At 61.2% G+C, this 21,492-nt stretch carries 18 protein-coding genes; 9 read left to right on the top strand and 9 right to left on the bottom strand.

Annotated features, from left to right (window positions below):
* Positions 1–27: 27 nt before the first annotated feature.
* The gene (trmFO, locus tag DMZ65_RS08675; protein WP_116598596.1) at positions 28–1,383 is read left to right on the top strand and encodes a methylenetetrahydrofolate--tRNA-(uracil(54)-C(5))-methyltransferase (FADH(2)-oxidizing) TrmFO; all 1,356 of its coding nucleotides are present in this window, start codon (positions 28–30) and stop codon (positions 1,381–1,383) included.
* A 4-nt stretch (positions 1,384–1,387) separates the two neighbouring features.
* Positions 1,388–2,317, top strand: coding sequence for a tRNA glutamyl-Q(34) synthetase GluQRS (gene gluQRS, locus DMZ65_RS08670; protein WP_116598512.1), 930 nt, complete (start codon positions 1,388–1,390; stop codon positions 2,315–2,317).
* On the opposite strand, the gene hisI is transcribed toward gluQRS, so the two are convergent.
* Positions 2,314–2,679: a phosphoribosyl-AMP cyclohydrolase gene (gene hisI, locus DMZ65_RS08665; RefSeq protein ID WP_116598511.1), complete on the bottom strand. Its 366-nt coding sequence runs from the start codon at positions 2,677–2,679 to the stop codon at positions 2,314–2,316. The genes gluQRS and hisI overlap by 4 nt on opposite strands.
* Before the next feature lie 68 nt (positions 2,680–2,747).
* On the opposite strand from hisI, the gene DMZ65_RS08660 reads away from it, so the two are divergent.
* A complete protein-coding gene (locus DMZ65_RS08660; protein ID WP_116598510.1) occupies positions 2,748–3,200 on the top strand; it encodes an iron-sulfur cluster assembly scaffold protein in 453 nt (150 codons plus the stop codon).
* Positions 3,201–3,444: 244 nt separating this feature from the next.
* Here DMZ65_RS08660 and DMZ65_RS20020 read toward each other — a convergent pair whose 3' ends face one another.
* The 5 genes from DMZ65_RS20020 to sciP form a co-directional block, all read right to left on the bottom strand.
* The gene (locus DMZ65_RS20020; protein ID WP_269801545.1) at positions 3,445–3,567 is read right to left on the bottom strand and encodes a hypothetical protein; all 123 of its coding nucleotides are present in this window, start codon (positions 3,565–3,567) and stop codon (positions 3,445–3,447) included.
* Between the two features lie 131 nt (positions 3,568–3,698).
* Positions 3,699–5,786 (bottom strand): ATP-dependent DNA helicase RecG, encoded by a 2,088-nt coding sequence (recG, locus tag DMZ65_RS08655; protein ID WP_116598509.1) that lies wholly within the window; start codon positions 5,784–5,786, stop codon positions 3,699–3,701.
* Positions 5,783–7,903, bottom strand: coding sequence for an NAD-dependent DNA ligase LigA (ligA, locus tag DMZ65_RS08650; RefSeq protein WP_116598508.1), 2,121 nt, complete (start codon positions 7,901–7,903; stop codon positions 5,783–5,785). The genes recG and ligA overlap by 4 nt, the downstream gene beginning before the upstream one ends.
* Positions 7,904–7,985: 82 nt before the next feature.
* The gene (ctrA, locus tag DMZ65_RS08645) at positions 7,986–8,699 is read right to left on the bottom strand and encodes a response regulator transcription factor CtrA (protein WP_116598507.1); all 714 of its coding nucleotides are present in this window, start codon (positions 8,697–8,699) and stop codon (positions 7,986–7,988) included.
* A 94-nt stretch (positions 8,700–8,793) separates the two neighbouring features.
* Positions 8,794–9,072: a CtrA inhibitor SciP gene (gene sciP, locus DMZ65_RS08640; protein WP_116598506.1), complete on the bottom strand. Its 279-nt coding sequence runs from the start codon at positions 9,070–9,072 to the stop codon at positions 8,794–8,796.
* 120 nt (positions 9,073–9,192) lie between these two features.
* Between sciP and mnmA the strand changes: the two genes are divergently transcribed.
* Entirely contained in the window at positions 9,193–10,335 is a 1,143-nt protein-coding gene (mnmA, locus tag DMZ65_RS08635; RefSeq protein ID WP_116598505.1) for a tRNA 2-thiouridine(34) synthase MnmA, read from the top strand.
* 12 nt (positions 10,336–10,347) lie between these two features.
* On the opposite strand, the gene cueR is transcribed toward mnmA, so the two are convergent.
* Positions 10,348–10,746, bottom strand: coding sequence for a Cu(I)-responsive transcriptional regulator (gene cueR / locus DMZ65_RS08630; protein ID WP_116598504.1), 399 nt, complete (start codon positions 10,744–10,746; stop codon positions 10,348–10,350).
* A gap of 11 nt (positions 10,747–10,757) precedes the next feature.
* A complete protein-coding gene (locus tag DMZ65_RS08625) occupies positions 10,758–13,268 on the bottom strand; it encodes a heavy metal translocating P-type ATPase (protein WP_116598503.1) in 2,511 nt (836 codons plus the stop codon).
* Positions 13,269–13,443: 175 nt separating this feature from the next.
* Between DMZ65_RS08625 and DMZ65_RS08620 the strand changes: the two genes are divergently transcribed.
* On the top strand, positions 13,444–14,208 hold the full coding sequence (locus tag DMZ65_RS08620) for a DsbA family protein (RefSeq protein ID WP_157960586.1): 765 nt from the start codon (positions 13,444–13,446) through the stop codon (positions 14,206–14,208).
* Between the two features lie 217 nt (positions 14,209–14,425).
* Positions 14,426–16,717 (top strand): arginine/lysine/ornithine decarboxylase, encoded by a 2,292-nt coding sequence (locus DMZ65_RS08615; protein WP_116598595.1) that lies wholly within the window; start codon positions 14,426–14,428, stop codon positions 16,715–16,717.
* A gap of 183 nt (positions 16,718–16,900) precedes the next feature.
* Here the strand turns inward: DMZ65_RS08615 and DMZ65_RS08610 are convergent, their stop codons facing one another.
* Positions 16,901–17,833: a LysR substrate-binding domain-containing protein gene (locus DMZ65_RS08610; RefSeq protein WP_232824941.1), complete on the bottom strand. Its 933-nt coding sequence runs from the start codon at positions 17,831–17,833 to the stop codon at positions 16,901–16,903.
* A gap of 269 nt (positions 17,834–18,102) precedes the next feature.
* On the opposite strand from DMZ65_RS08610, the gene DMZ65_RS08605 reads away from it, so the two are divergent.
* The 3 genes from DMZ65_RS08605 to DMZ65_RS08595 all read left to right on the top strand — a co-directional run bounded on the left by DMZ65_RS08605 (position 18,103) and on the right by DMZ65_RS08595 (position 21,187).
* The gene (locus DMZ65_RS08605; RefSeq protein ID WP_116598501.1) at positions 18,103–19,074 is read left to right on the top strand and encodes a tripartite tricarboxylate transporter substrate binding protein; all 972 of its coding nucleotides are present in this window, start codon (positions 18,103–18,105) and stop codon (positions 19,072–19,074) included.
* Positions 19,075–19,203: 129 nt separating this feature from the next.
* Positions 19,204–19,677 carry a tripartite tricarboxylate transporter TctB family protein gene (locus tag DMZ65_RS08600; protein WP_116598500.1) on the top strand — a complete coding sequence of 158 codons (474 nt, stop codon included), beginning with the start codon at positions 19,204–19,206 and terminating at the stop codon, positions 19,675–19,677.
* Between the two features lie 7 nt (positions 19,678–19,684).
* A complete protein-coding gene (locus tag DMZ65_RS08595) occupies positions 19,685–21,187 on the top strand; it encodes a tripartite tricarboxylate transporter permease (RefSeq protein WP_116598499.1) in 1,503 nt (500 codons plus the stop codon).
* Positions 21,188–21,492 lie beyond the last annotated feature (305 nt).

The raw sequence follows: 21,492 nt of genomic DNA, 5'->3' as shown, positions 1-21,492 counted from the left end.
CCCATTGCGGCGCATTACATGCAGCGCATGACACAGGAATTGCATATCGTCGGCGGCGGAATGGCCGGATCCGAGGCCGCCTGGCAGGCAGCACAAGCCGGGGTGCGCGTGGTGATCCACGAAATGCGCCCCAAGGTCGAAACCTTTGCCCACAAGACCGGCAATCTGGGCGAGATGGTGTGTTCGAACTCCTTCCGTTCGGATGATGACGAACAGAACGCCGTGGGCCTGCTGCATTGGGAAATGCGTCAGGCAGGCGGGCTGATCATGGCCGCGGCCGACCGCCACCGCCTGCCCGCTGGCGGTGCGCTTGCCGTGGATCGTGACCCTTTCGCTGAAACCATCACGGCGGCGCTGATGGCGCATCCCAATGTGTCCGTCTCTTACGAAGAGATCACCGCCCTGCCCGAGGATGGCAACTGGATCATCGCCACCGGACCGCTGACCTCTTCCGCGCTTGGTGCCGCCATTCAGGCGGAAACGGGTGCAGAGGCGCTGGCGTTTTTCGATGCAATCGCCCCGATCATCCACGCTGAAAGCATCGACATGTCGAAAGCGTGGATGCAGTCGCGCTATGACAAGGGCGAGACAGAAGAAGAACGCACGGCCTATCTGAACTGCCCGATGGACCACGATCAGTACGAAGCGTTCATCGACGCGCTTCTGGCGGCGGAGAAGACCGAATTTCACGAGGGCGAAACTGCCGGATATTTCGACGGTTGCCTGCCGATCGAGGTGATGGCCGAACGCGGCCGCGAAACGCTGCGCTTTGGCCCGATGAAACCCGTTGGCCTGACCAACCCCCATCAGCCGGATGTCAAAGCTTACGCAGTGGTTCAACTTCGCAGGGATAATGCACTGGGAACGCTGTATAATATTGTCGGCTTCCAGACCAAGATGAAATACGGCGCGCAGACAGAAGTGCTGCGCATGATCCCCGGCCTGGAGGAAGCCCGCTTTGCCCGTCTCGGCGGCATTCATCGCAACACCTTCCTGAATTCGCCCACGTTGTTGGACGCACAGATGCGCCTGCGTTCGCGCCCCAACATTCGCTTTGCCGGCCAGATCACCGGGGTGGAGGGCTATGTGGAATCCTCGGCCATGGGGCTGCTTGCCGGCCGTCTGGCCGCTGCCGAAATCAATGGCGCGCACATGCCCGACCTGCCGCAGGACACCGCCCATGGCGCGTTGGTCCATCACATCACCGGCGGCGCCGAGGCCAAGACCTTCCAGCCGATGAACGTGAATTTCGGCCTGTTCCGCCCACTAGAAGGCATGAAGGGCGGCCGCCGTGGCCGCAAGGACCGTTACAAGGCCTATACCGACCGCGCGAAATCCGCATGGTCCGACTGGCTGGCAGCCCAAGCGCCCGTCCCGGCCTGACGCCATGTTCGTCACCCGGTTTGCCCCGTCGCCCACCGGACCGCTGCATCTGGGTCACGCCTATTCGGCGCTTCTGGCACATGACATGGCGCGCGTTGCGGGTGGAAAATTCCTGCTGCGTATAGACGATCTGGACCAAAGCCGCGCCAGACCGGAATGGGAATCGCAAATTTACGATGATCTGCACTGGCTTGGTCTCGATTGGCCAACGCCGTGCCGACGCGAATCGGACTGTTTTGCAGATTACGATGCCGCGTTGGACCGGCTTTGGAACCTGGGCGTGCTTTACCCCTGCACATGCACCCGGCGCGACATCTCAGAAGCGCTAGGCGCGCCGCAGGAGGGCGTTGTGTCAAACGGCCCCGATGGCCCCATCTATCCCGGAACGTGCCGACAGCCGATGTGGGAAGACGCGCGATGGGCGGACGGCACTTTACCGCGCCCGAAAGACGTGCATTTGCGCCTGCACATGGGCAAGGCGCTCAGCCTGTTGGACAACGCTGAAAACGCCGTCACTGGCACCGGGATCTTGCAACCGATCTGCTTCGATGAAACCGGCTCTGGCCCGTCCGGACAGCACGGGCGTATCGGCGTTCCGCCAGATCATCTTGCCCATGCCATCGGCGACATCGTTGTTGCCCGCAAGGATTTCGGCGCGTCCTATCATCTTGCAGTGGTGGTGGATGATGCCGCGCAGCGGGTAAGCCATGTCATCCGCGGACAGGATCTGTTCGAGGCAACAAAGATCCATATCGTGCTGCAAGATCTTCTTGGGTTGCCCCGCCCCGTCTACCACCATCACCGGCTGATCCGCGATGACGCGCGCAAACGGCTGGCCAAGCGCGACAACGCCCGCGCCATCGCCGCGTTCCGCGAGGCTGGCGCGACGCCACAGGACATTCGCGACCGCGTCGGTCTTCCCGAAGTCGGCTAGGCCGCGCTTTCCGGTGCCATCAGCTCTACCTCTTCGCCGTTTCGCACGCCCGTGTAGAAACAGCTTCGCCGGTTGGTGTGGCAGGCCGGGCCGGTCTGATCGACGACAACCAGCAAACAATCCCGGTCGCAATCCACCCGCAGATCGACAAGTTGCTGCACATGGCCGGAACTTTCGCCCTTTACCCAGAAGGATTGACGCGAGCGCGACCAATAGGTCACGCGGCCCGTTGCCAGCGTGCGCGCCACCGACTCGGCATTCATCCAAGCCATCATCAGCACCTCGCCGGTGCCGTCTTGCTGGGCAATGGCGGGGATCAGGCCGCGATCATCATAGACCAAGGTCGCAGGATCGAATGTCATTGGCAAAAACCTTTTTGCATTGGCGCGTTTGACGCCTATTTAGGAGGTTGCGGAACGAAGGAAAACCCATGCCCGGCGAAAGCGACCTGATAAAGCTCTATTCCACACGCATTCTGGCGCTGGCTGCGGATATTCCGCGCCTTGGCAGGCTGGATGCGCCAGAAGCCAGCGTCAAGCGGCGCTCGCCGCTTTGCGGATCAACCGTAACGGTGGATCTGTGCATGAAGGACGGCAAGGTGTCGGACTACGCACAGGACGTGAAAGCCTGCGCGCTGGGTCAAGCCTCTGCCTCGGTCGTGGGCGGTGCCATCGTCGGTGCCACCCGCGCCCAGATCGAAGCCGCGCGGGATGCGCTGAAAACCATGCTGAAAGAAGACGGTCCCGCCCCCGCCGCCCCGTTCGACGGGTTGGAGGTTTTGCGTCCGGCCCGCGATTACAAGAACCGGCATGCCTCGATCCTGCTGACGCTGGAAGCCGCGTCCGAGGCCGCGGAAAAGGCCGAACGATCGGATTGCGCCTGACGCATGGCACTTCCGCGAAGCCCCTCGCGCGATAGAAAGAAAATCAGGACTTTTGCCACCGCAAGAAAAAGCCGCCGCACTTCCAGGGGAAGGCGGCGGCAAGTCACGCTGTCTTGTGTTAGTTCCGGACCGTCCTGATGAGGCGGGAACCTCAGGGGGGACGGAACAGGCAGTGTCGGTCACAGGACGCATCTAAGTTGGGACAGGATGCGGGACGGTCCGGCACAAGGGCGCAGGCAGAAACTCAGACAAGACCGGGCAGATGCAAGGCAGCCACCAACATGACGACAAGGGCCACGGCACCAACAGCATCTTGCGCCAATGTCGCGTCAGAAGAACGGATCGTGGATTTGACTTGTTTGATCATCTCTAACCCTCGTCTTTAATGTCTTGTTGCTACTTTGTTCTCACAAAATTAACCACCAGTAAAGAACTTTTTAGGAACATTTGAGAACATTGCGGAAATCATGCCGGTTCACGGGGCCGGCGTGGGGCTATTCAGCCGACCGAAAGCAGCCGGATCGCCTCGTCCTGGCGCATCAACCACAGCAACACGCGTGCCGCCTTGCCGCGGTCGCTTTGCAATGTCGGGTCGTCTGCCAGCAGCTTGCGCGCGTCCGACTGTGCCACGGCCATCAACGCCGCCTGCGCTTCCATATCTGCGATCTGAAACCGTGGCAGGCCCGATTGCGCCGTCCCTATCAGATCGCCCGCGCCGCGCATTTCCAGATCCACCTCGGACAGGCGAAAGCCGTCCTCGGTTTCGCGCAGGGTGGTCAGACGCTTTTCTCCCGTTTCGCTCAGCGGCGGCTGGTACATCAGCAGACAGGTCGAGGCCTTGTCGCCGCGCCCCACCCTGCCCCGCAACTGGTGCAGCTGCGCCAACCCGAAGGATTCCGCCCGTTCGATCACCATGATCGTCGCATTCGGCACGTTCACGCCCACCTCGATCACCGTTGTCGCGACAAGCACAGAGGTTTCGCCACGCTGAAACCGGGCCATGGCAGCATCCTTTTCCGCCGGTGGCATCTGACCATGCACCAATCCGACGGTGCCTTCGCCCAAGGCCGCCCGCAAATGCGCAAAGCGGTCCTCGGCAGAGGACAGATCCGAAACCTCGCTTTCCTCGACCAGTGGGCAGACCCAATAGGCTTGCCTGCCATCACCGATCGCGCGGCGCAGGTGATCAATCACCTCGCTCATCCGCTGGGTGGAAATCATCGCCGTCCGGATCGGCAACCTGCCGGGCGGTTTTTCGTCCAGCACGGACACGTCCATATCGCCATATTGTGTCAGCGCGAGGCTGCGTGGAATAGGCGTCGCCGTCATCACCAGCACATCGACGGCCGCGCCCTTGCGGCCAAGTTCCAGACGTTGACGCACGCCGAACCTGTGCTGTTCGTCCACAATGGCCAAGCGCAGATCCCGAAACGCCACATCCGCCTGAAACACGGCATGGGTGCCCACAAGGATCTGGATTTCGCCTTTCGCAAGTGCTTCCAGCTTTGCGCGCCGTTCCGCGCCCTTGTCGCGCCCGGTCAGCAGTTCCAGCACCACACCTGCCTGTTCCGCGAGTGGCTGCAAACCTTCAAGATGCTGTCGGGCCAGGATTTCTGTCGGGGCCATCATCACGCCCTGCCCGCCAGCCTCGACCGCGATCAAAAGCGCCATGAATGCCACAAGCGTCTTGCCAGAGCCGACATCCCCCTGAAGCAGCCGGTTCATGCGTTCGGGACGCGCCAGATCGGCCTCGATCTGTGAAATCGCACGGGTCTGCGCATCTGTGGGGGCGTAGGGCAATTGTTGCAGCACCCTGTTTCGCAAGCGCGCATCGCCGCGCGTCGCACCCCCCTTGCCGCGTTTGCGGTTCATACGGGCCAGCGCCAACGTCAATTGGTGCGCCATGAATTCGTCATAGGCCAGACGTTCACGCGCGGGCGCGTTTGCGGCCAGATCGGCGAGGCCCTCCGGCGCATGCGCGGCCTCGATCGCAACCTTCCAGTCAGGCCAGTTCTTCACCGCCTTCTGCGACCCGTCGATCCATTCGGTCAGATCCGGCAGCCGGGTCATCGCATCGGCCACAGCCCGCACCATCAGCTTTTGCGTCACACCAGCTGTCAGTGGGTAGACGGGTTCAAACGCCGGGATCTGCTGGCCCGCATCCGGGGCAACCATGTGGTCCGGATGCACCATCTGCGCGATACCGTCGAAAAACTCGACCCTCCCCGACAGCACCATCCGCGCGCCCACGGGCAATGTGCGCAGCAAATAATCGCCACGCGCGTGAAAGAAGACGAGTTGAAAGCTTGTTTTCGCGTCCTGAACATCGACACGGTACGCCCCCTTGCCACGCGGCGGCCGGTGCTGACCGATCGTCACTTCGACAGTGATCACGCGGGGCAAATCCGCGCCCTGCACCGTTTCGCGCAAGGCCCGATCAATGCCCGAATACGGCAAGGTGAAAAGCAGATCGCGCGGACATTCGATGCCAAGCTGGCCCAGATTGCCGGCCGTTTTCGGGCCGACCCCGTCCAACCCCTGAACATCCGCAAACAGCGGAAACAGGACCTCGGGCCGGCCGCTCATATCTGCCCGATGAGGGTCAGCCAAGCCTCCTCATCCATCACGGTCACGCCCAGCTCTTGTGCCTTCGTGGCCTTGGACCCGGCACCGGGACCGGCAACCAGAATATCTGTCTTGCCCGAAACAGAGCCGGAAACCTTGGCACCCATCGCTTCGGCGCGCACCTTGGCCTCGGCCCGCGTCATGCGTTCCAATGTGCCGGTAAAAACAACGGTCTTGCCAGCGACGGGACTGCCTTCGGTGTCGGGGCGGGATGCCTCTTGGACCGTCAGATGCGCCACCAACCGGTCTATCGATGCGCGCTCTGCCTCTTGCTTCATCGTCGTGACGACGGATTCCGCAAGCACGTTTCCGACGCCGTCGATGCCGGTCAGATCCTCCCAAGCGGCCCCCTCAAGAGAGGCGGCCTCGCCCATCGCGGTCTCGAAAGCAGCCCAACTGCCGTAATGCGTCGCAAGAAGGTTCGATGCCCCCTCGCCCACATGCCGGATGCCAAGCGCGAAGATCAGCTTGCGCAAGGCAATCGTCCGCCGGTCCGTGATGGCGGAAAACAGATTGGCGGCAGACTTTTCGCCCCATCCTTCCCGGTTTTTAAGCTGTTGCAGGCCAGTGCCATAGCGTGCCTCCAGCTCAAAAATGTCAGCGGGTTCCTTGATCCAACCGTCGTGGTAGAACTGCTCGACCTGTTTGGCACCAAGACCTTCGATGTCAAAGGCACCACGACTGACGAAATGTTTCAATTTCTCAACGGCCTGCGCGGGACAGATAATCCCGCCAGAGCAGCGGCGCACCGCATCGCCTTCTTCGCGAATCGCCTCTGACCCGCAGCGCGGACAGGTGGTCGGAAACGCAAAGGGCGCGGAATCCTCCGGGCGTTTTGCCAGATCTACATCTGCGATCTTGGGGATCACATCGCCGGCGCGGTAGACCTGCACCCAATCACCGATGCGAATGTCCTTGCCTTCGCGGATCTCGGTGCCGGTGCTGTCGCGCCCCGCGATGTAATCCTCGTTGTGCAACGTCGCATTGGACACCACGACACCGCCGACCGTGACCGGGGTCAACCGGGCCACCGGCGAAAGCGCGCCTGTGCGTCCCACCTGAATGTCGATGGCTTCAAGCCGGGTCCATGCGAGTTCGGCCGGGAACTTATGGGCAATGGCCCAACGGGGTGTGGTGCTGCGAAAGCCAAGACGGTCTTGCAACGCCAGGTCGTTCACCTTGTAGACCACGCCGTCAATATCATAGCCCAGCGTCGCGCGCTGCGTTTCAATCTCACGGTATTGCGCCAGCATCTCGGCCGGCCCGTCACAGAGCCGCGTCAGCGGATTTGTCTGGAAGCCGAACGCTCGCAGACGCTCGATCGACGCCATCTGGGTATCGCCCAGCGGTTCGGAAAGCGCCCCCCAGGCATAGGCAAAAAACCGCAATGGCCGTTGACGCGTGATGTTCGGGTCAAGCTGCCGAAGCGAACCCGCCGCGGCATTTCGGGGGTTCGCAAACAGCTTTTGTCCAGTATCCGACTGGCGGGCGTTGAGCGCTTCGAAATCATCATGGCTCATGTAGACTTCGCCGCGCACCTCCAGCACGTCCGGGGCGTTTTTGATCTGTTCGGGAAGGTCGCCGATGGTCTTCGCATTGGCGGTGACATTTTCGCCGATGCGTCCATCGCCACGCGTCGCGGCCTGGATCAGCCTGCCCTGTTCGTAACGCAACGACAATGACAGCCCGTCGATCTTGGGCTCTGCCGTATAGGGCAACGCGTCTGTGTCACTCAGGCCGAGGTAACGCCTGATCCGTATGTCAAACTCGGTGACGTCTTCATCATCGAAGGCGTTCCCGAGCGAGAGCATCGGCACGGCATGGGTAACTTTGGAAAACTTGTCCGCCGGTGCGGCACCGACCTGCTCACTGGGACTGTCCGGGCGCTTGAGACCGGGAAACCGCGTCTCGATCTCGGCATTGCGGCGTTTAAGTTTGTCATAGCCCGCGTCGGAAATCTCCGGCGCGTCATTGGTATGATAGGCGGTGTTGGCCGCCGCAATCAATGCCGCAAGCCTTTTCAGTTCTGCCTTCGCCTGATCTTCCGTCAGGTCTTTGACCGCAATCTTGTCCGTCACGCGTCCCCACTCTCTCTGCGGATGCCCAAACGGGCGTCAGGTCACAGTGATAGGGTCCGCGCGACGACAGGTCCAGAGCCTGTCAGGCCCCGACGGCCAACCGCGCGGTCACAAGCGCAGGTTCCGGATCGCGCAGCACATATCCACGGCCCCAGACAGTCTCGATATAATTTTCCTCGCCGGTCGCCTCTGACAGTTTCTTGCGAAGTTTGCAGATGAACACGTCGATAATCTTGAGCTCCGGCTCGTCCATACCGCCATAAAGATGGTTGAGAAACATCTCTTTGGTCAGGGTGGTGCCCTTGCGCAGACTAAGCAGTTCCAGCATCTGATACTCTTTGCCGGTCAGGTGAACCGTCTTATTGTCGACTTCGACAGTTTTCGCGTCAAGGTTGACTGCAATCTTGCCGGTGTGGATGACCGATTGCGAATGTCCCTTGGACCGACGGATGATCGCGTGAATGCGCGCAATCAGCTCTTCGCGGTGGAATGGCTTGGTCAGGTAATCATCGGCCCCAAACCCGAATCCCTTGATCTTGCTTTCAGTGTCATCCGCGCCTGACAGGATCAGGATCGGCGTTTCGATCCGTGCCAGTCGAAGCTGGCGCAAAACCTCATGCCCGTTGAGATCAGGCAGGTTGAGATCCAGCAGGATCAGATCGTAGTCATACAGTTTGGCCAGATCTATGCCCTCTTCGCCAAGATCGGTGGCGTAAACATTCAGATTGGCATGGGTAAGCATCATTTCAATGCTCTTGGACGTCGCGGGATCGTCTTCCACCAGCAGAACGCGCATTATTGTTTTCTCCGTTTACAGACCCTTCGCATCCGAACGTCCGTGAAATTAGTTAACTGTGCGTTACTATAGACGCGATTTAGCGACACGCAACTCACGGTTGTCGAAATCGCTGCACTGCTGTGGCTTTCAGGGCCTCCTCGCCATGCTCGGCAAGCGCACGCACCCATTCGTGCAATTCATCGTCACTCAGCGCGTAGCGTGACTTGGCAGCGTCCCGCGTCAATAGCCCGTATGCCACGGCCCTGACAACGGCAAGTTTACGCGACGCCACCCAGCGCCGCGTCTCGGGCGGGGGCAGATCCGCATGTGTCATCACCCGTCCGTCCGGCAACGTAACCGTGCGCGGACCCTCAACCTTTTTCAAGAACATCACCTTACCCTTCTCATTACAGGGTAAAATTGCCGCCGCGGCTCTTAAGGAGATATGAAACCACCCCTTGAGAGTATCTTGCATTTGCCTATATTCCGCGCAAACCCCAAGGAACCTGTTATGCCCCTCGACACACCTCTTAATTCGCTTGGCTTTGCCAAAGCGCCTGCCGATACCCGCGTCGTCGTTGCCATGTCAGGCGGCGTTGACAGCTCAGTCGTGGCGGCACAGCTGGCCGAAGAAGGCTATGACGTGGTGGGTGTGACGCTGCAACTATACGATCACGGCGCGGCGCTGGCCAAGAAAGGCGCGTGCTGCGCGGGACTGGACATTCACGACGCGCGGCGGGTGGCCGAAGAAATGGGCTTTCCGCATTATGTTCTGGATTATGAGAACATTTTTAAGGACGCGGTGATCGACGAGTTCGCAGACAGCTATCTTGCCGGGGCCACGCCGGTGCCTTGCATCCGCTGCAATGAGCGTGTGAAGTTCAAGGATCTGCTGGAAACCGCCCGCGATCTGGAGGCCGACTGCATGGCGACCGGCCATTACATTCAGCGCAAAACCGGTGCCCATGGGCCAGAACTGCACAGCGCCGAAGACGCCAACCGCGATCAAAGCTATTTCCTGTTCTCGACAACGCCGGAACAGCTGGCCTTTTTGCGGTTTCCGCTTGGGCATTTGCCGTCGAAGGCCGCAACCCGCGAATTGGCTGCCAAATACGGGCTGGCCGTAGCGGACAAGCCCGACAGTCAGGATATCTGCTTTGTCCCCAACGGCGATTATGCTTCGGTGATCGAGAAACTGCGCCCCGACGCGATTGACCCCGGCGACATTGTGCATGTCGACGGGCGCGTATTGGGGCGGCATGAAGGTGTCATTCATTATACGATCGGACAACGCCGGGGCCTTGCCATCGGCGGGCTGAGCGAGCCGATTTACGTCGTCAAGCTGGATGTCGATGCCAAGCAGGTGATCGTGGGTCCGAAGGAAATGCTGGCCACAAGGATCGTTCCGGTGCGCGAGATCAACTGGCTGGGCGACGCGCCGATCACCAGCCGCGACGAATGGCACATCTCGGTCAAGGTGCGTTCCACCCGCCCCCCGCGCGAGGCGATCCTGCGCCCGATCTCGGACACAGAGGCAGAGGTGGAACTGTTGACGCCCGAGCAAGGCGTCGCACCGGGCCAGGCCTGCGTGTTCTACGAAACCGTTGGCACCCGCATCCTTGGTGGCGGCTGGATCTGGGCGGGTGGTCGGTAAAGGACGTTCCCGTCAACCCTCCGCCTGCTGCGCCGACAAATCGGCCAGGATCGGGCAATCGGGCCGGTCGTCCCCGGCGCAGGCATGGACGAGCCGTGTCAGCGTCTGGCGCATTCCGGTCAGTTCGACGATCTTGCGGTCAATCTCTGTCAGATGCTCTTCGGCGATCTGTTTGACCTCGGCACTGCTGCGGTCCGTATCCTCGTAGAGTTTCATTAACCCGCGGCAATCCTCGATCCCGAAGCCCAGGGCCCGCGCGCGCCCGATGAAAGCCAACTTGTGCAGGTCCTGTTCGCGAAAGACACGGTAGCCATTGGCGCTGCGCTGCGGGGTGATCAGGCCGATTTCTTCGTAATAGCGGATCGTCTTGGCCGGTAGACCAGACTGCCGCGATACATCGCCGATATTCATCGCTCCCTCCTTCACTGCGCCGCCACCTCCGAAGGCCGTCTTTCGAACGGTTCCGGCGTTTTCGCCTCGTCCATCAACGGCGCGATCCGGCGAAGGCGCAGCGCGTTCGACAGCACAAAGACCGAGGACAGCGCCATTGCGCCCGCTGCCAGAACCGGCGACAGCAACACGCCGAATGCCGGGTACAGCACGCCCGCTGCAACCGGGATCAGCGCCACGTTGTAACCGAAGGCCCAGAACAGGTTTTGTTTGATGTTGGCCATGGTCCGGCGCGACACTTCCAGCGCATTGACCACGCCGCGCAGATCGCCCGACATCAACACAACATCGGCGGACTCAATCGCCACATCCGTGCCCGTGCCAATGGCAATGCCCACATCCGCATGGGCAAGCGCAGGCGCGTCGTTGATGCCATCGCCGACAAAGGCGACCTTTTCGCCGCCCGCGCGCAGCTCGTCCAAGGCTGCCACTTTGCCGTCGGGCAGCACCCCCGCGATCACATGGTCGATGCCGGTTTCGCGGGCGATGGCCTCGGCGGTTTCGCGTTTGTCGCCGGTGATCATGGCAACCTTCAGCCCCATCCCGTGCAGTGCCGCAACAGCGGCGCGACTGGCAGGCTTGACCGGATCTGCGACGCCGATCACCGCCGCGATCTGCCCGTCGATGGCGGCATAAAGCGCGGTGCGGCCATTACCTGCCAAGGCGGTTTCGGACTCGACGAGTGCCGAGGTATCAACACCCTCACGGGTCATCATGCGGTCAGCCCCGACAAGGACCTCAACCCCACCCACAAGCGCGCGCACGCCATACCCGGTGGTCGAGACAAACTCTGACACGTCGTGTATTGTCAGCCCTTCTGCTTTCGCGGCCCGCAAAATCGCATCGGCGATGGGATGTTCCGAGCGCGCCTCGACCGCCGCGATCTTTGCCAGAACATCTGCGCGGGCAAATCCCTCTGCCAACACCAGATCGGTCAGTTCGGGGCGTCCCTCGGTCACGGTGCCGGTCTTGTCCAGCGCCACGACACCCACCTGCCCCAGCCCCTGTAGCGCGTCGCCACGGCGGAACAGCACGCCCATCTCGGCGGCGCGCCCCGTGCCCACCATGATAGAGGTCGGCGTGGCCAGCCCCATCGCGCAGGGACAGGCGATGATCAGCACCGATACCCCGGCAACAAGCGCCAGCGTCAGTGCGGGATCCGGCCCGATCACCAGCCAGACCAGCACGGTCAGCGCCGCCAGCCCCATCACGGCCGGTACGAACCACAGGGTGATCCGGTCCACCAGCCCCTGAATGGGCAGCTTGGCACCCTGGGCTTCCTCGACCATGCGGATGATCTGCGCCAGAGTCGTATCTGCGCCGACCCGCGTCGCGCGAAACTGCAAGCTGCCCGCGCCGTTGACGGTGCCGCCGGTGACGGGATCACCCGTCGCCTTGGCAACCGGCGCAGGTTCCCCGGTGATCATGCTTTCGTCCACATGACTGTCGCCCTCGACCACCTCTCCGTCCACGGCGATCCGTTCGCCGGGACGGACCACAATGACATCGCCGCTTTGCAGCGTGTCGATGTCGGTTTCGACCGCCTCGCCGTCCCGCATCACCCGCGCGGTGCGGGGCTGAAGCCCGACAAGCTTGCGGATCGCAGCACCGGTGCGGCCCTTGGCGCGCGCCTCCAGCCAACGCCCGATCAGGATCAGCACGACAATCACGGCGGCGGCCTCGAAATAGACGGCGCGCACAGCCTCTGGCAGCAATCCGGGCAGGAAGGTGGCCACGACCGAATAGGCATAGGCCGCCCCGGTCCCCACGGCCACAAGGCTGTTCATGTCAGGCGCGCCTTTCAGCAGCGCCGGAATGCCCTTGAGATAGAACTGCCGTCCCGGCCCGATCAGAACGGCGGTGGTCAGCGCGAACTGGATCAGCCAACTGGCCTGATGACCGATGGTCCGCCCGATCAACCCGTGCATTCCGGGGATCATATGGCTGCCCATCTCCAGAATGAACACCGGAAGCGCCAGCAATGCGGCGAGCATCACGCGACGGGCCAGGCCCCGCGCCTCTTCGTCTTTCCGCGCGGACTGGTCCTGAGTGGCACTGGCACCGGCGATCCGGGCGGGATAGCCCGCTTCGGTCGCGGCGCGGACCAGATCACCCGGATCAACCGCGCCTTCCAAATAGGCGACGCGCGCGGTTTCCGAGGCGAGGTTCACATTCACCTCCAGCACCCCCGGTACGGCGGCCAGCGCCTTGTCGACCCGTCCGACACAGGACGCGCAGGACATCGACGCAATGCTCAGCACCGCTTCGCCCCGACGCGCGGGGTAGCCCAACTCGACCAGAGCCTTTGCCACCGCCGCCAACCGGTCGGGCGCATCAAGTTCCAGCCGCGCAGTCTCGTTGGCGAGGTTCACGGACACCGATTCCACACCGGACAGATCCGCAAGCGCGCGGTCGACGCGCCCCACGCAGGAGGCACAGGACATGCCCTCAATCGAAAGTGTTGCCTGATATGTCGTGGTCATGACGGTCTCCGTTTGTCGCTAGACAGCTCAGATAAGGGCTCCAGTAACTGTAAGGTCAAGAGGCGTACCCGATTTTTCGTTCGACATGGATGCGCACGAAGAAATGACCCTGCCACTATTGACCTTCAGCCCTCGGCAAGGCCCATCTAGCCCGCAGAAACCCCGGAGGGCCGCAGTGAACACAAGACGCACCTTTGTCATCGGAGCCGTGGCCGCCGCGGCTGTCTCCATTGGCCCTGCGATCCGAACCGTCAAAGACATTTTTGCCCCCTTACCCGCCTTTTCACCGCTGGGCGACCCGGCGGGGTTTCGCCGGATCGCGGGTGGGCAAGTCTCTTCTGCGGGAAATTTTCTCATCGGTCTGGATACGGGTCAAAAACCGCGCCGAAGCGTCTCGGCTGCCGATATCCGTGCCAATCCTTGCAGGGCACTTTACGGCAGCATTCCACAAACCGATGACATCGTCGCCATCGCGTCGTTTTCGGACTATTATTGCCCCTATTGCCGGATCCAAACCCGGCATCTGGCAGAATTGGCCGCTGATCCGGCGCAGCGCATCCGTGTCAGCTGGCACGAATTGCCACTGCTGGGGCATGCCTCCGTTGTCGCGGCAAAGGCGGCACTGGCGGCCGAACGGCAGGATGCCTACACGCAATTTCACGACCGCTTGCTCGGCACCCGGTTTCAACCGACACCAAGTTATCTTCGCAAGCTCGCCGCCCAGATCGGCATTGATCCCGACCGGCTGATTGCCGACATGAATGGCGGCGATGTGCAGCACGCGCTGGACCAAAGCGCGGCACTGGCAGAGCTGTTCGGCCTGATCGGCACGCCGTCGATGGTCATTGGCCGCACCGTGGTACAGGGGCGGATCTCTGACCGAACCTTGCTCAACCTTATCGAAAATGAACGTCAGACCGGCTGGACACAGGTCTGCTAGGTGACGCAAGGCAGATTTCACCGGCGCTTTCACCCCTGGCGTCCAGCCCATCCATGACGCGGCTATGTCGCCTTTCGTCGCGCTCCTCCCCGACAACCGCGTTGCGGCCCTTGACGCCGCGCAGAGCAACAGAAACAACAGAGCCAAACGCGACTGCCCAAGCCTGCGGCGCATACGGCATCGCCGTTCGAAAAAACCCGCCCTTCAGGAGAGCCCCATGAAGTTTCGCTTCCCCATCGTGATCATCGACGAGGATTTTCACTCTGAAAACTCTTCGGGTCTGGGCATCCGGGCGATGGCCGACGCCATGAAGGAAGAGGGTTTTGACGTGCTGGGCGTCACCAGCTACGGTGACCTGTCGAAATTCGCGCAGCAGCAATCGCGCGCCAGCGCCTTCGTGCTGTCCATCGACGACGAGGAATTCAGCGCCGGGCCCGACCTTGACCCGGCGGTTCTCAACCTGCGCAGCTTTATCGAAGAGGTGCGCTGGAAAAATGCCGACGTGCCGATCTATGTCTATGGCGAAACCAAGACGAGCCGCCATCTGCCCAACGACATCCTGCGAGAGCTGCATGGCTTTATCCACGCGTTCGAGGATACGCCGGAATTTGTCGCCCGCCACATCATCCGCGAGGCGAAAAGCTATCTTGAAGGCATCCAGCCGCCATTTTTCCGCGAGCTTCTGGATTACGCCGAAGACGGATCATATTCGTGGCATTGTCCCGGCCATTCCGGCGGCGTCGCGTTTCTGAAAAGCCCGATCGGGCAGATGTATCACCAGTTTTACGGTGAAAACATGCTGCGCGCCGACGTCTGCAATTCGGTCGAGGAACTGGGCCAGCTTCTGGATCACAACGGTGCCATCGGTGCGTCCGAACGGAACGCGGCCCGGATCTTCAACGCCGATCACTGCTTTTTCGTGACCAACGGCACCTCGACCTCCAACAAGATGGTCTGGCACCACACCGTCGCCCCCGGCGATGTGGTTGTGGTGGATCGCAACTGTCACAAGTCGATCCTGCATTCGATCATCATGACCGGCGCGATCCCGGTCTTTCTGAAACCCACCCGCAACCATTTTGGCATCATCGGCCCGATCCCGCAAAGCGAGTTCGAGGTCGAAACGATCAAGGCCAAGATCCGCGCCAACCCGCTGCTGGCGGATGTCGATGCCGACACGATCAAGCCGCGCATCATGACGCTGACGCAATCGACCTATGACGGCGTACTCTACAACACCGAGACCATAAAGGGCATGCTGGACGGCTATGCCGAGAACCTGCATTTCGACGAGGCGTGGCTTCCCCATGCGTCGTTCCATTCGTTTTACGGCAATTACCACGCCATGGGTCGCAAGCGCGACCGACCAAAACATTCAGTGACTTACGCGACACAATCCATCCACAAGCTGCTGGCAGGGATCAGCCAGGCCAGCCATGTACTGGTGCAGGACAGTCAGGACACGCCGCTGGACCGACACCTGTTCAACGAAGCCTACCTGATGCACAGCTCGACCAGCCCGCAATACAGCATCATTGCAAGCTGCGACGTGGCCGCCGCGATGATGGAACCGCCTGGCGGCACCGCGCTGGTCGAGGAAAGCATCGACGAGGCGCTCGATTTCCGCCGCGCCATGCGCAAGGTTGATGACGAATACGGCGACGCGGACTGGTGGTTCAAGGTCTGGGGGCCGGACAATCTGACCGAAGAAGGCATCGGCAGCACCAAGGACTGGGTGCTGGGCAACACCGATGCCGACGGCATGCGCAAAAGCGACGGCGAGGAATCATGGCACGGCTTTGGCGACATGGCCCGTGGTTTCAACATGCTGGATCCGATCAAGGCCACGATCATCACGCCGGGGCTTAACCTTGATGGCCGGTTCGAGGAGTCTGGTATTCCCGCGTCCATCGTCACGAAATATCTGGCAGAACACGGTGTTGTTGTCGAAAAAACAGGGCTTTACAGCTTTTTCATCATGTTCACCATCGGCATCACGAAGGGTCGGTGGAACACGCTGTTGACGGCCCTCCAACAGTTTAAGGACGACTTCGACAAGAACACGCCGATGTGGCGCACGATGCCGGAATTCTGCGCCAAGCAGCCGCGCTATGAAGGCATGGGCCTGCGCGATCTGTGCCAGCACGTTCATACACTTTACGCCAAGAATGACGTGGCTGTCCTGTCGACCCAGATGTATCTCAGCGATCTGACGCCTGCGATGAACCCGTCCGAGGCGTTTTCGCACATTGCCCGCCGCACGACGCAGCGCGTGCCGATTGACGATCTGGAAGGACGCATCACCACCGGTCTTGTAACGCCCTACCCGCCCGGCATTCCGCTGCTGATCCCCGGCGAGGTGTTCAACCGCAAGATCGTGGACTACCTCAAATTCAACCGTGCCTTCGCCCTTGCCTGTCCGGGGTTCGAAACCGACATCCACGGGCTGGTGCAAGAGGTGGGCGCGGACGGCACAATCCACTACTTCGCCGATTGCGTGGCCGAGTAGGTTGCAAAGCCGTTCCTCTTTGCCCTGCGGTCAGACCCTGCGGCAAAACCGCAACCGCGGGGCCTGAGAAAACCCGCGCCTTGATCGCCCGAAAAGGCGCAGCGAACAGTCGAAAGCTTCCTGCACGCCCGAAAAATCCGGCGGGCCTTGCGATAGCATCACAGACAGGGCCAGTGCGGTGCCTCACGTCCGTATCTGACGACGCGCACGGGCGCGCAGAATGTCGCAGAACTCCATCGCGGCCTCGCCCAATGGCTCTTTCCGGCGGGTCACCAGCCCAAACCCGGCAAGTCTGATTTCGGGACGTATGGGCAAACGGATGAACAACCCGGCCTTTTCATAGGCTTCGATCACGGCTTCGGGCAGCAGTGCCAAGGCGTCTGACACCTGCACGAGGTTCAAAATCAACAGGATCGACGAGCATTCAATCGTGTTCGTGGGCCGCCGCACGCGTTCGTGGTCGAAGGCCGCATCCAGTACATGCCGCGACGGATTTGTGCCCGGTTGAAGCGCCCAGGCGCAATTGGCGAGATCTGCAAGGCGCGTGACGCCTGCGCGTTCCAATGGATGCCCAGACCGGGCGACGACCACCAGCCTTTCCTCGGCAAGTGGCTCGAAGGTGAATTTGCTCCTTTGCCGTTCATCACTGAACCGCCCCACGGCAAGGTCGATGAGACTGCCCTCAAGCTGGTCGAGAATACCGTCGCTTGTCTCGCCGTGAAGTTCGACCATCAGTTGCGGCCGCTTGCGCTTAATCTCGGCCACGGCCTTGGCCACCAGATCGGGGGCCGCCCCGGTGATCGCCCCAATCGACAGGGTGCCGTATCCTCCGGAACGACGGGCGTGAAATTCGTCTGAAAACCGCCTGAGGCGCGACAGCTGTGCCCGCACATTGGCGATGACGAACTCCCCCAACGGTGTCGGAATCAGACCGCGTGGCTTTCGTTCGAACAGGCTGCTTTCAAAGATATCTTCCACGTCGCGCAGCATTTTTGACGCGGTGGATTGCGTCATGTTCATTGCATCGGCTGCGCGATGCGTTGTTCCGTGATCGGCCAAAGCCACAATAAGTGACATATGCCGGATTTTCAGTTGCGCGGTGATATCCCGTTTCAAGTATCTACGACCTGTCAGAGCAATCGTGTTTCGCGATCGCAGAGCCCAATTTATTCATTGGAACGTTATCACAGCGCTGGATAGCGTCAATCCGGAGGAGCGTGACTGAACAAGCCAACACATTTGAACGCAACGCGATCACACCAAAGCGGTGACGCGTCGCCGTGTGACCAGATCCCAGAGGGCATCGGTCGCCGCATAAGCCGATGAATAACGGCGGCGGGCACGGTCAGAAGTGACGCACTGAAAAAACGACTAGGAGGATACGCATGCAATTCGTGAAAACCGCAGCAGCCCTTGGTGGCCTGTTGATTCTGGCTGGCACCGTTTCGGCGCAGGAATATCCCGAACGGCCCATTCAACTGATCGTGCCCTGGGGTGCAGGTGGCGGCACCGACGCCGTGGGCCGCCTTCTGGGTGCCGAGATACAACGCGAACTGGGCGTGCCGGTCAATGTGGTGAACCGTACGGGTGGGTCCGGCGTGGTCGGCCACAGTGCCATCGCCAACGCGGATCCAGACGGTTACACGATAGGCATCATGACCATCGAGATCGACATGATGCATTGGCAGGGCCTGACGGATCTGACCTACGAAGACTTTGACATTCTGGCCATCGTCAACGCCGATCCCGGCGGCGTCATGGTCTCTGCCGAGTCTGGCTTCGACAGCGTCGAGGCGCTGCTTGAAAGCATAAAAAGCGAACCTGCCGGCACCTACAAGGCGTCCGGCACCGGTCAGGGCGGTATCTGGCATGTCGGCCTTGCCGGCTGGCTGCTCTCCGAGGATCTGGCCCCCGATCACGTCACCTTCGTGCCCAGTCAGGGTGCCGCGCCGGGCCTGACCGATATGGTCGCGGGCGGCGTTGATATTGTTCCCTCCTCGCTGGCCGAAGGGCGCTCGATGATCGACGCCAACCGCGTGGTCGCGCTGGCAACCATGTCCGCAGAACGACAGGACGCATTTCCGGATGTGCCGACATTGTCTGAAACCACCGGATCCGACTGGACGGTTGCGGTCTGGCGGTCGGTGGCCGCACCGGACGGGCTGCCCGATGACGTCAAGACCAAGCTGATGGACGCGATAGAGGTTGCGTATAATTCGGACGCGTACCAGACCTTCATGGCAGACCGGGGCTTTGGCCTTCGTTGGGCCAAAGGCGATGATGCGACCGAGATCGTGGCCAATGACGACGCCGCCTTTGGCGAGGTCATGAAACAGGCCGGACTCGCCGCAGAATAGCGCCGAGCGAGAAAGGTCTTTCTTCCGGGCAGGGCCGGGTGCGGATGTCATGTCCACCTGGCCCTTTTCCGCTATTCTGCTGATCGCCGGATACCAAGCGGATAAAGACACGAAAACAGGACATTACGGATGCGCGTCACCGACCTTACCTTGGGACTACTGACTCTTCTGGGCGGCATAGCGATCTATATCTCGGCAATCGAATTTCAGGCCATCCCCGGCCAAGCCTACGGTGCCGGGACGATGCCGCGCGCGGTTGCGCTGGTGACTGGTTTGACGGGGCTTTTCATGATCGTCAGGGCGGTTATGGAGGGCGAACGCCTGCCCGGACTGAACCTGGCCGACTGGACCAAAAGCCCTGCGGCCATCGCCCGGCTGGTTTCGGTTCTGGTGCTTATCGTGGCGTATATCGTGCTATCGCCGCGACTTGGCTTCCTGCCCACAGCCTTCGCGGTGATGACAATCGGCATGCTGATCCTCCGGGTGCGCTGGTGGCTCGCCATGATCGTCGCGCTGGTGGCCGCCATTGCCATCCAGCAAAGTTTTGGCCGTCTTTTACTGGTGCCACTGCCGCGCAGCGATTTCCTTTCTTTTTTATGGTGAATACCCAATGCCCACGGTGATTGACGCCGCGCAACTTGTTTTTCAGCCCTATGTGTTGCTGGTCATCTTCTGTTCGGCCGCCTTCGGCATGTTTGTCGGGGCCATCCCCGGACTGACCGCAACCATGGCCACGGCGCTGCTGGTCCCGGTGACCTTCTTCATGGACCCGGTTCCCGCCATTGCCACCATCGTGACGGCCACCGCCATGGCGATCTTTGCGGGCGACATACCGGGCACGATGTTGCGGATGCCCGGCACGCCTGCCAGCGCGGCCTATGTGCAGGACGCCTATGCGCTGACGAAACAGGGCCGCCCGGAGGCCGCGCTTGGTGCCTCTCTTGTCTTCTCGTCGATCGGAGGCATCTTCGGGACGCTGGTGCTGATCACCGCCTCGCCGGTGCTGGCCGAGATCGCGCTGAAGTTTTCCTCCTTCGAGTATTTCTGGCTTGTCGTTCTGGGCTTGTCCTGCGCGGTTTTCATCTCGCCCGGCTCTCCGGCGCGGGGATTGGTCGCGCTGTTCATCGGCTTGTTCGCCGCGACCATCGGGCTGGAGAACCCCGCAGGTGCGCCTCGCTATACAATGGGCTCGGTAGAGCTGATGGGGGGCGTGCAATTCATCCCCGCGATGATCGGTCTGTTTGCCGTGTCCGAGGTTATCCGTACATTCATCAAGCGTGGCGCAGAGGTGCGTCCGCCCGCAACCCCGGGCAAGGGGATCTTTCGTCAGCAGGCGAAGAACCTGGTCACCTACCCGGTCCAAGCCCTGCGCGGCAGCGCGATGGGTACCGCCATCGGCGCATTGCCCGGTGCCGGGGCGGATATCGCCGCGTGGATCTCGTTTGCCATCTCGAAGAAATTCTCGAAAACGCCCGAAAAGTTTGGAACAGGCCATGTCGAGGGGTTGGTAGAGGCCGGGGCCTCGAACAACGCCGCGATGTCGGGGGCGTGGATTCCGGCGCTGGTTTTTGGCATTCCCGGCGACTCGATCACTGCGATTGTGATCGGCGTGCTCTACATCAAGGGGATTAACCCCGGTCCGATGGTGTTCATCACGCAGCCGCAGATGATCTATGCGGTGTTCATCGTTTTCCTGCTGGCCAATCTGATCATGCTGCCACTGGGCTGGCTGGCGATAAAGGGCGCGCGGCAGGTCTTGTCGATCCCTCAGAAGGTGCTGATGCCGGTGATCCTGATGTTCTGCATGGTCGGGTCCTTTGCCATCAATAACTCGGCTTTCGGCATCGGGATCATGCTGGTCTTCGGTGTCATCGGATTTCTGATGGAGGAAAACGACATCCCCATCGCCCCGGCAATCCTCGGGCTGGTGCTGGGACCAATGCTGGAGCAGAACTTCGTCACGTCGATGATCAAGTCCGACGGCAGCTTCATCGCCTTTTTCGAGCGCCCCATCGCCGCCGGGCTTGGCCTCTTCACCATCGCGGTCTGGATGATCCCGCTGCTGCTATTGCTTATGCGCCGCCGTCCCCCCGCTGGTGTTTCAGAGCCCTAAGCCCCTGCCCCTCACGGGAACATGCGTTTGAGAATTAGACTCGGCAGTTGGTGAACCGGAATATCTTTGAACGCGTCTTTCCAAACTTCTTATGTTGATGTGTGTGTCGGCGGCTTGACGAAAGGCTTGCCTCTCCCGGCAAGCCGCAAGGTCATGGCTTGCATGACTGGCGGCAAGGCGGTTTCCAGGTTGTCCTCAAGGTGCCAGCAGTTTTTCGGGAACCTTCGCGCAACTTGACCGTTGCCTTGCAGAGCGCGCCCGACGCGTCGAACTCGGAAGGAAATGATAATGCATAATATTTTTTA

The organism is Primorskyibacter marinus (assembly GCF_003313245.1).
Taxonomy (GTDB): Bacteria; Pseudomonadota; Alphaproteobacteria; order Rhodobacterales; family Rhodobacteraceae; genus Primorskyibacter; species Primorskyibacter marinus.
Note: the sequence above shows the minus strand (reverse complement) of the source record. Positions and strands in the feature narration are given on the sequence as shown.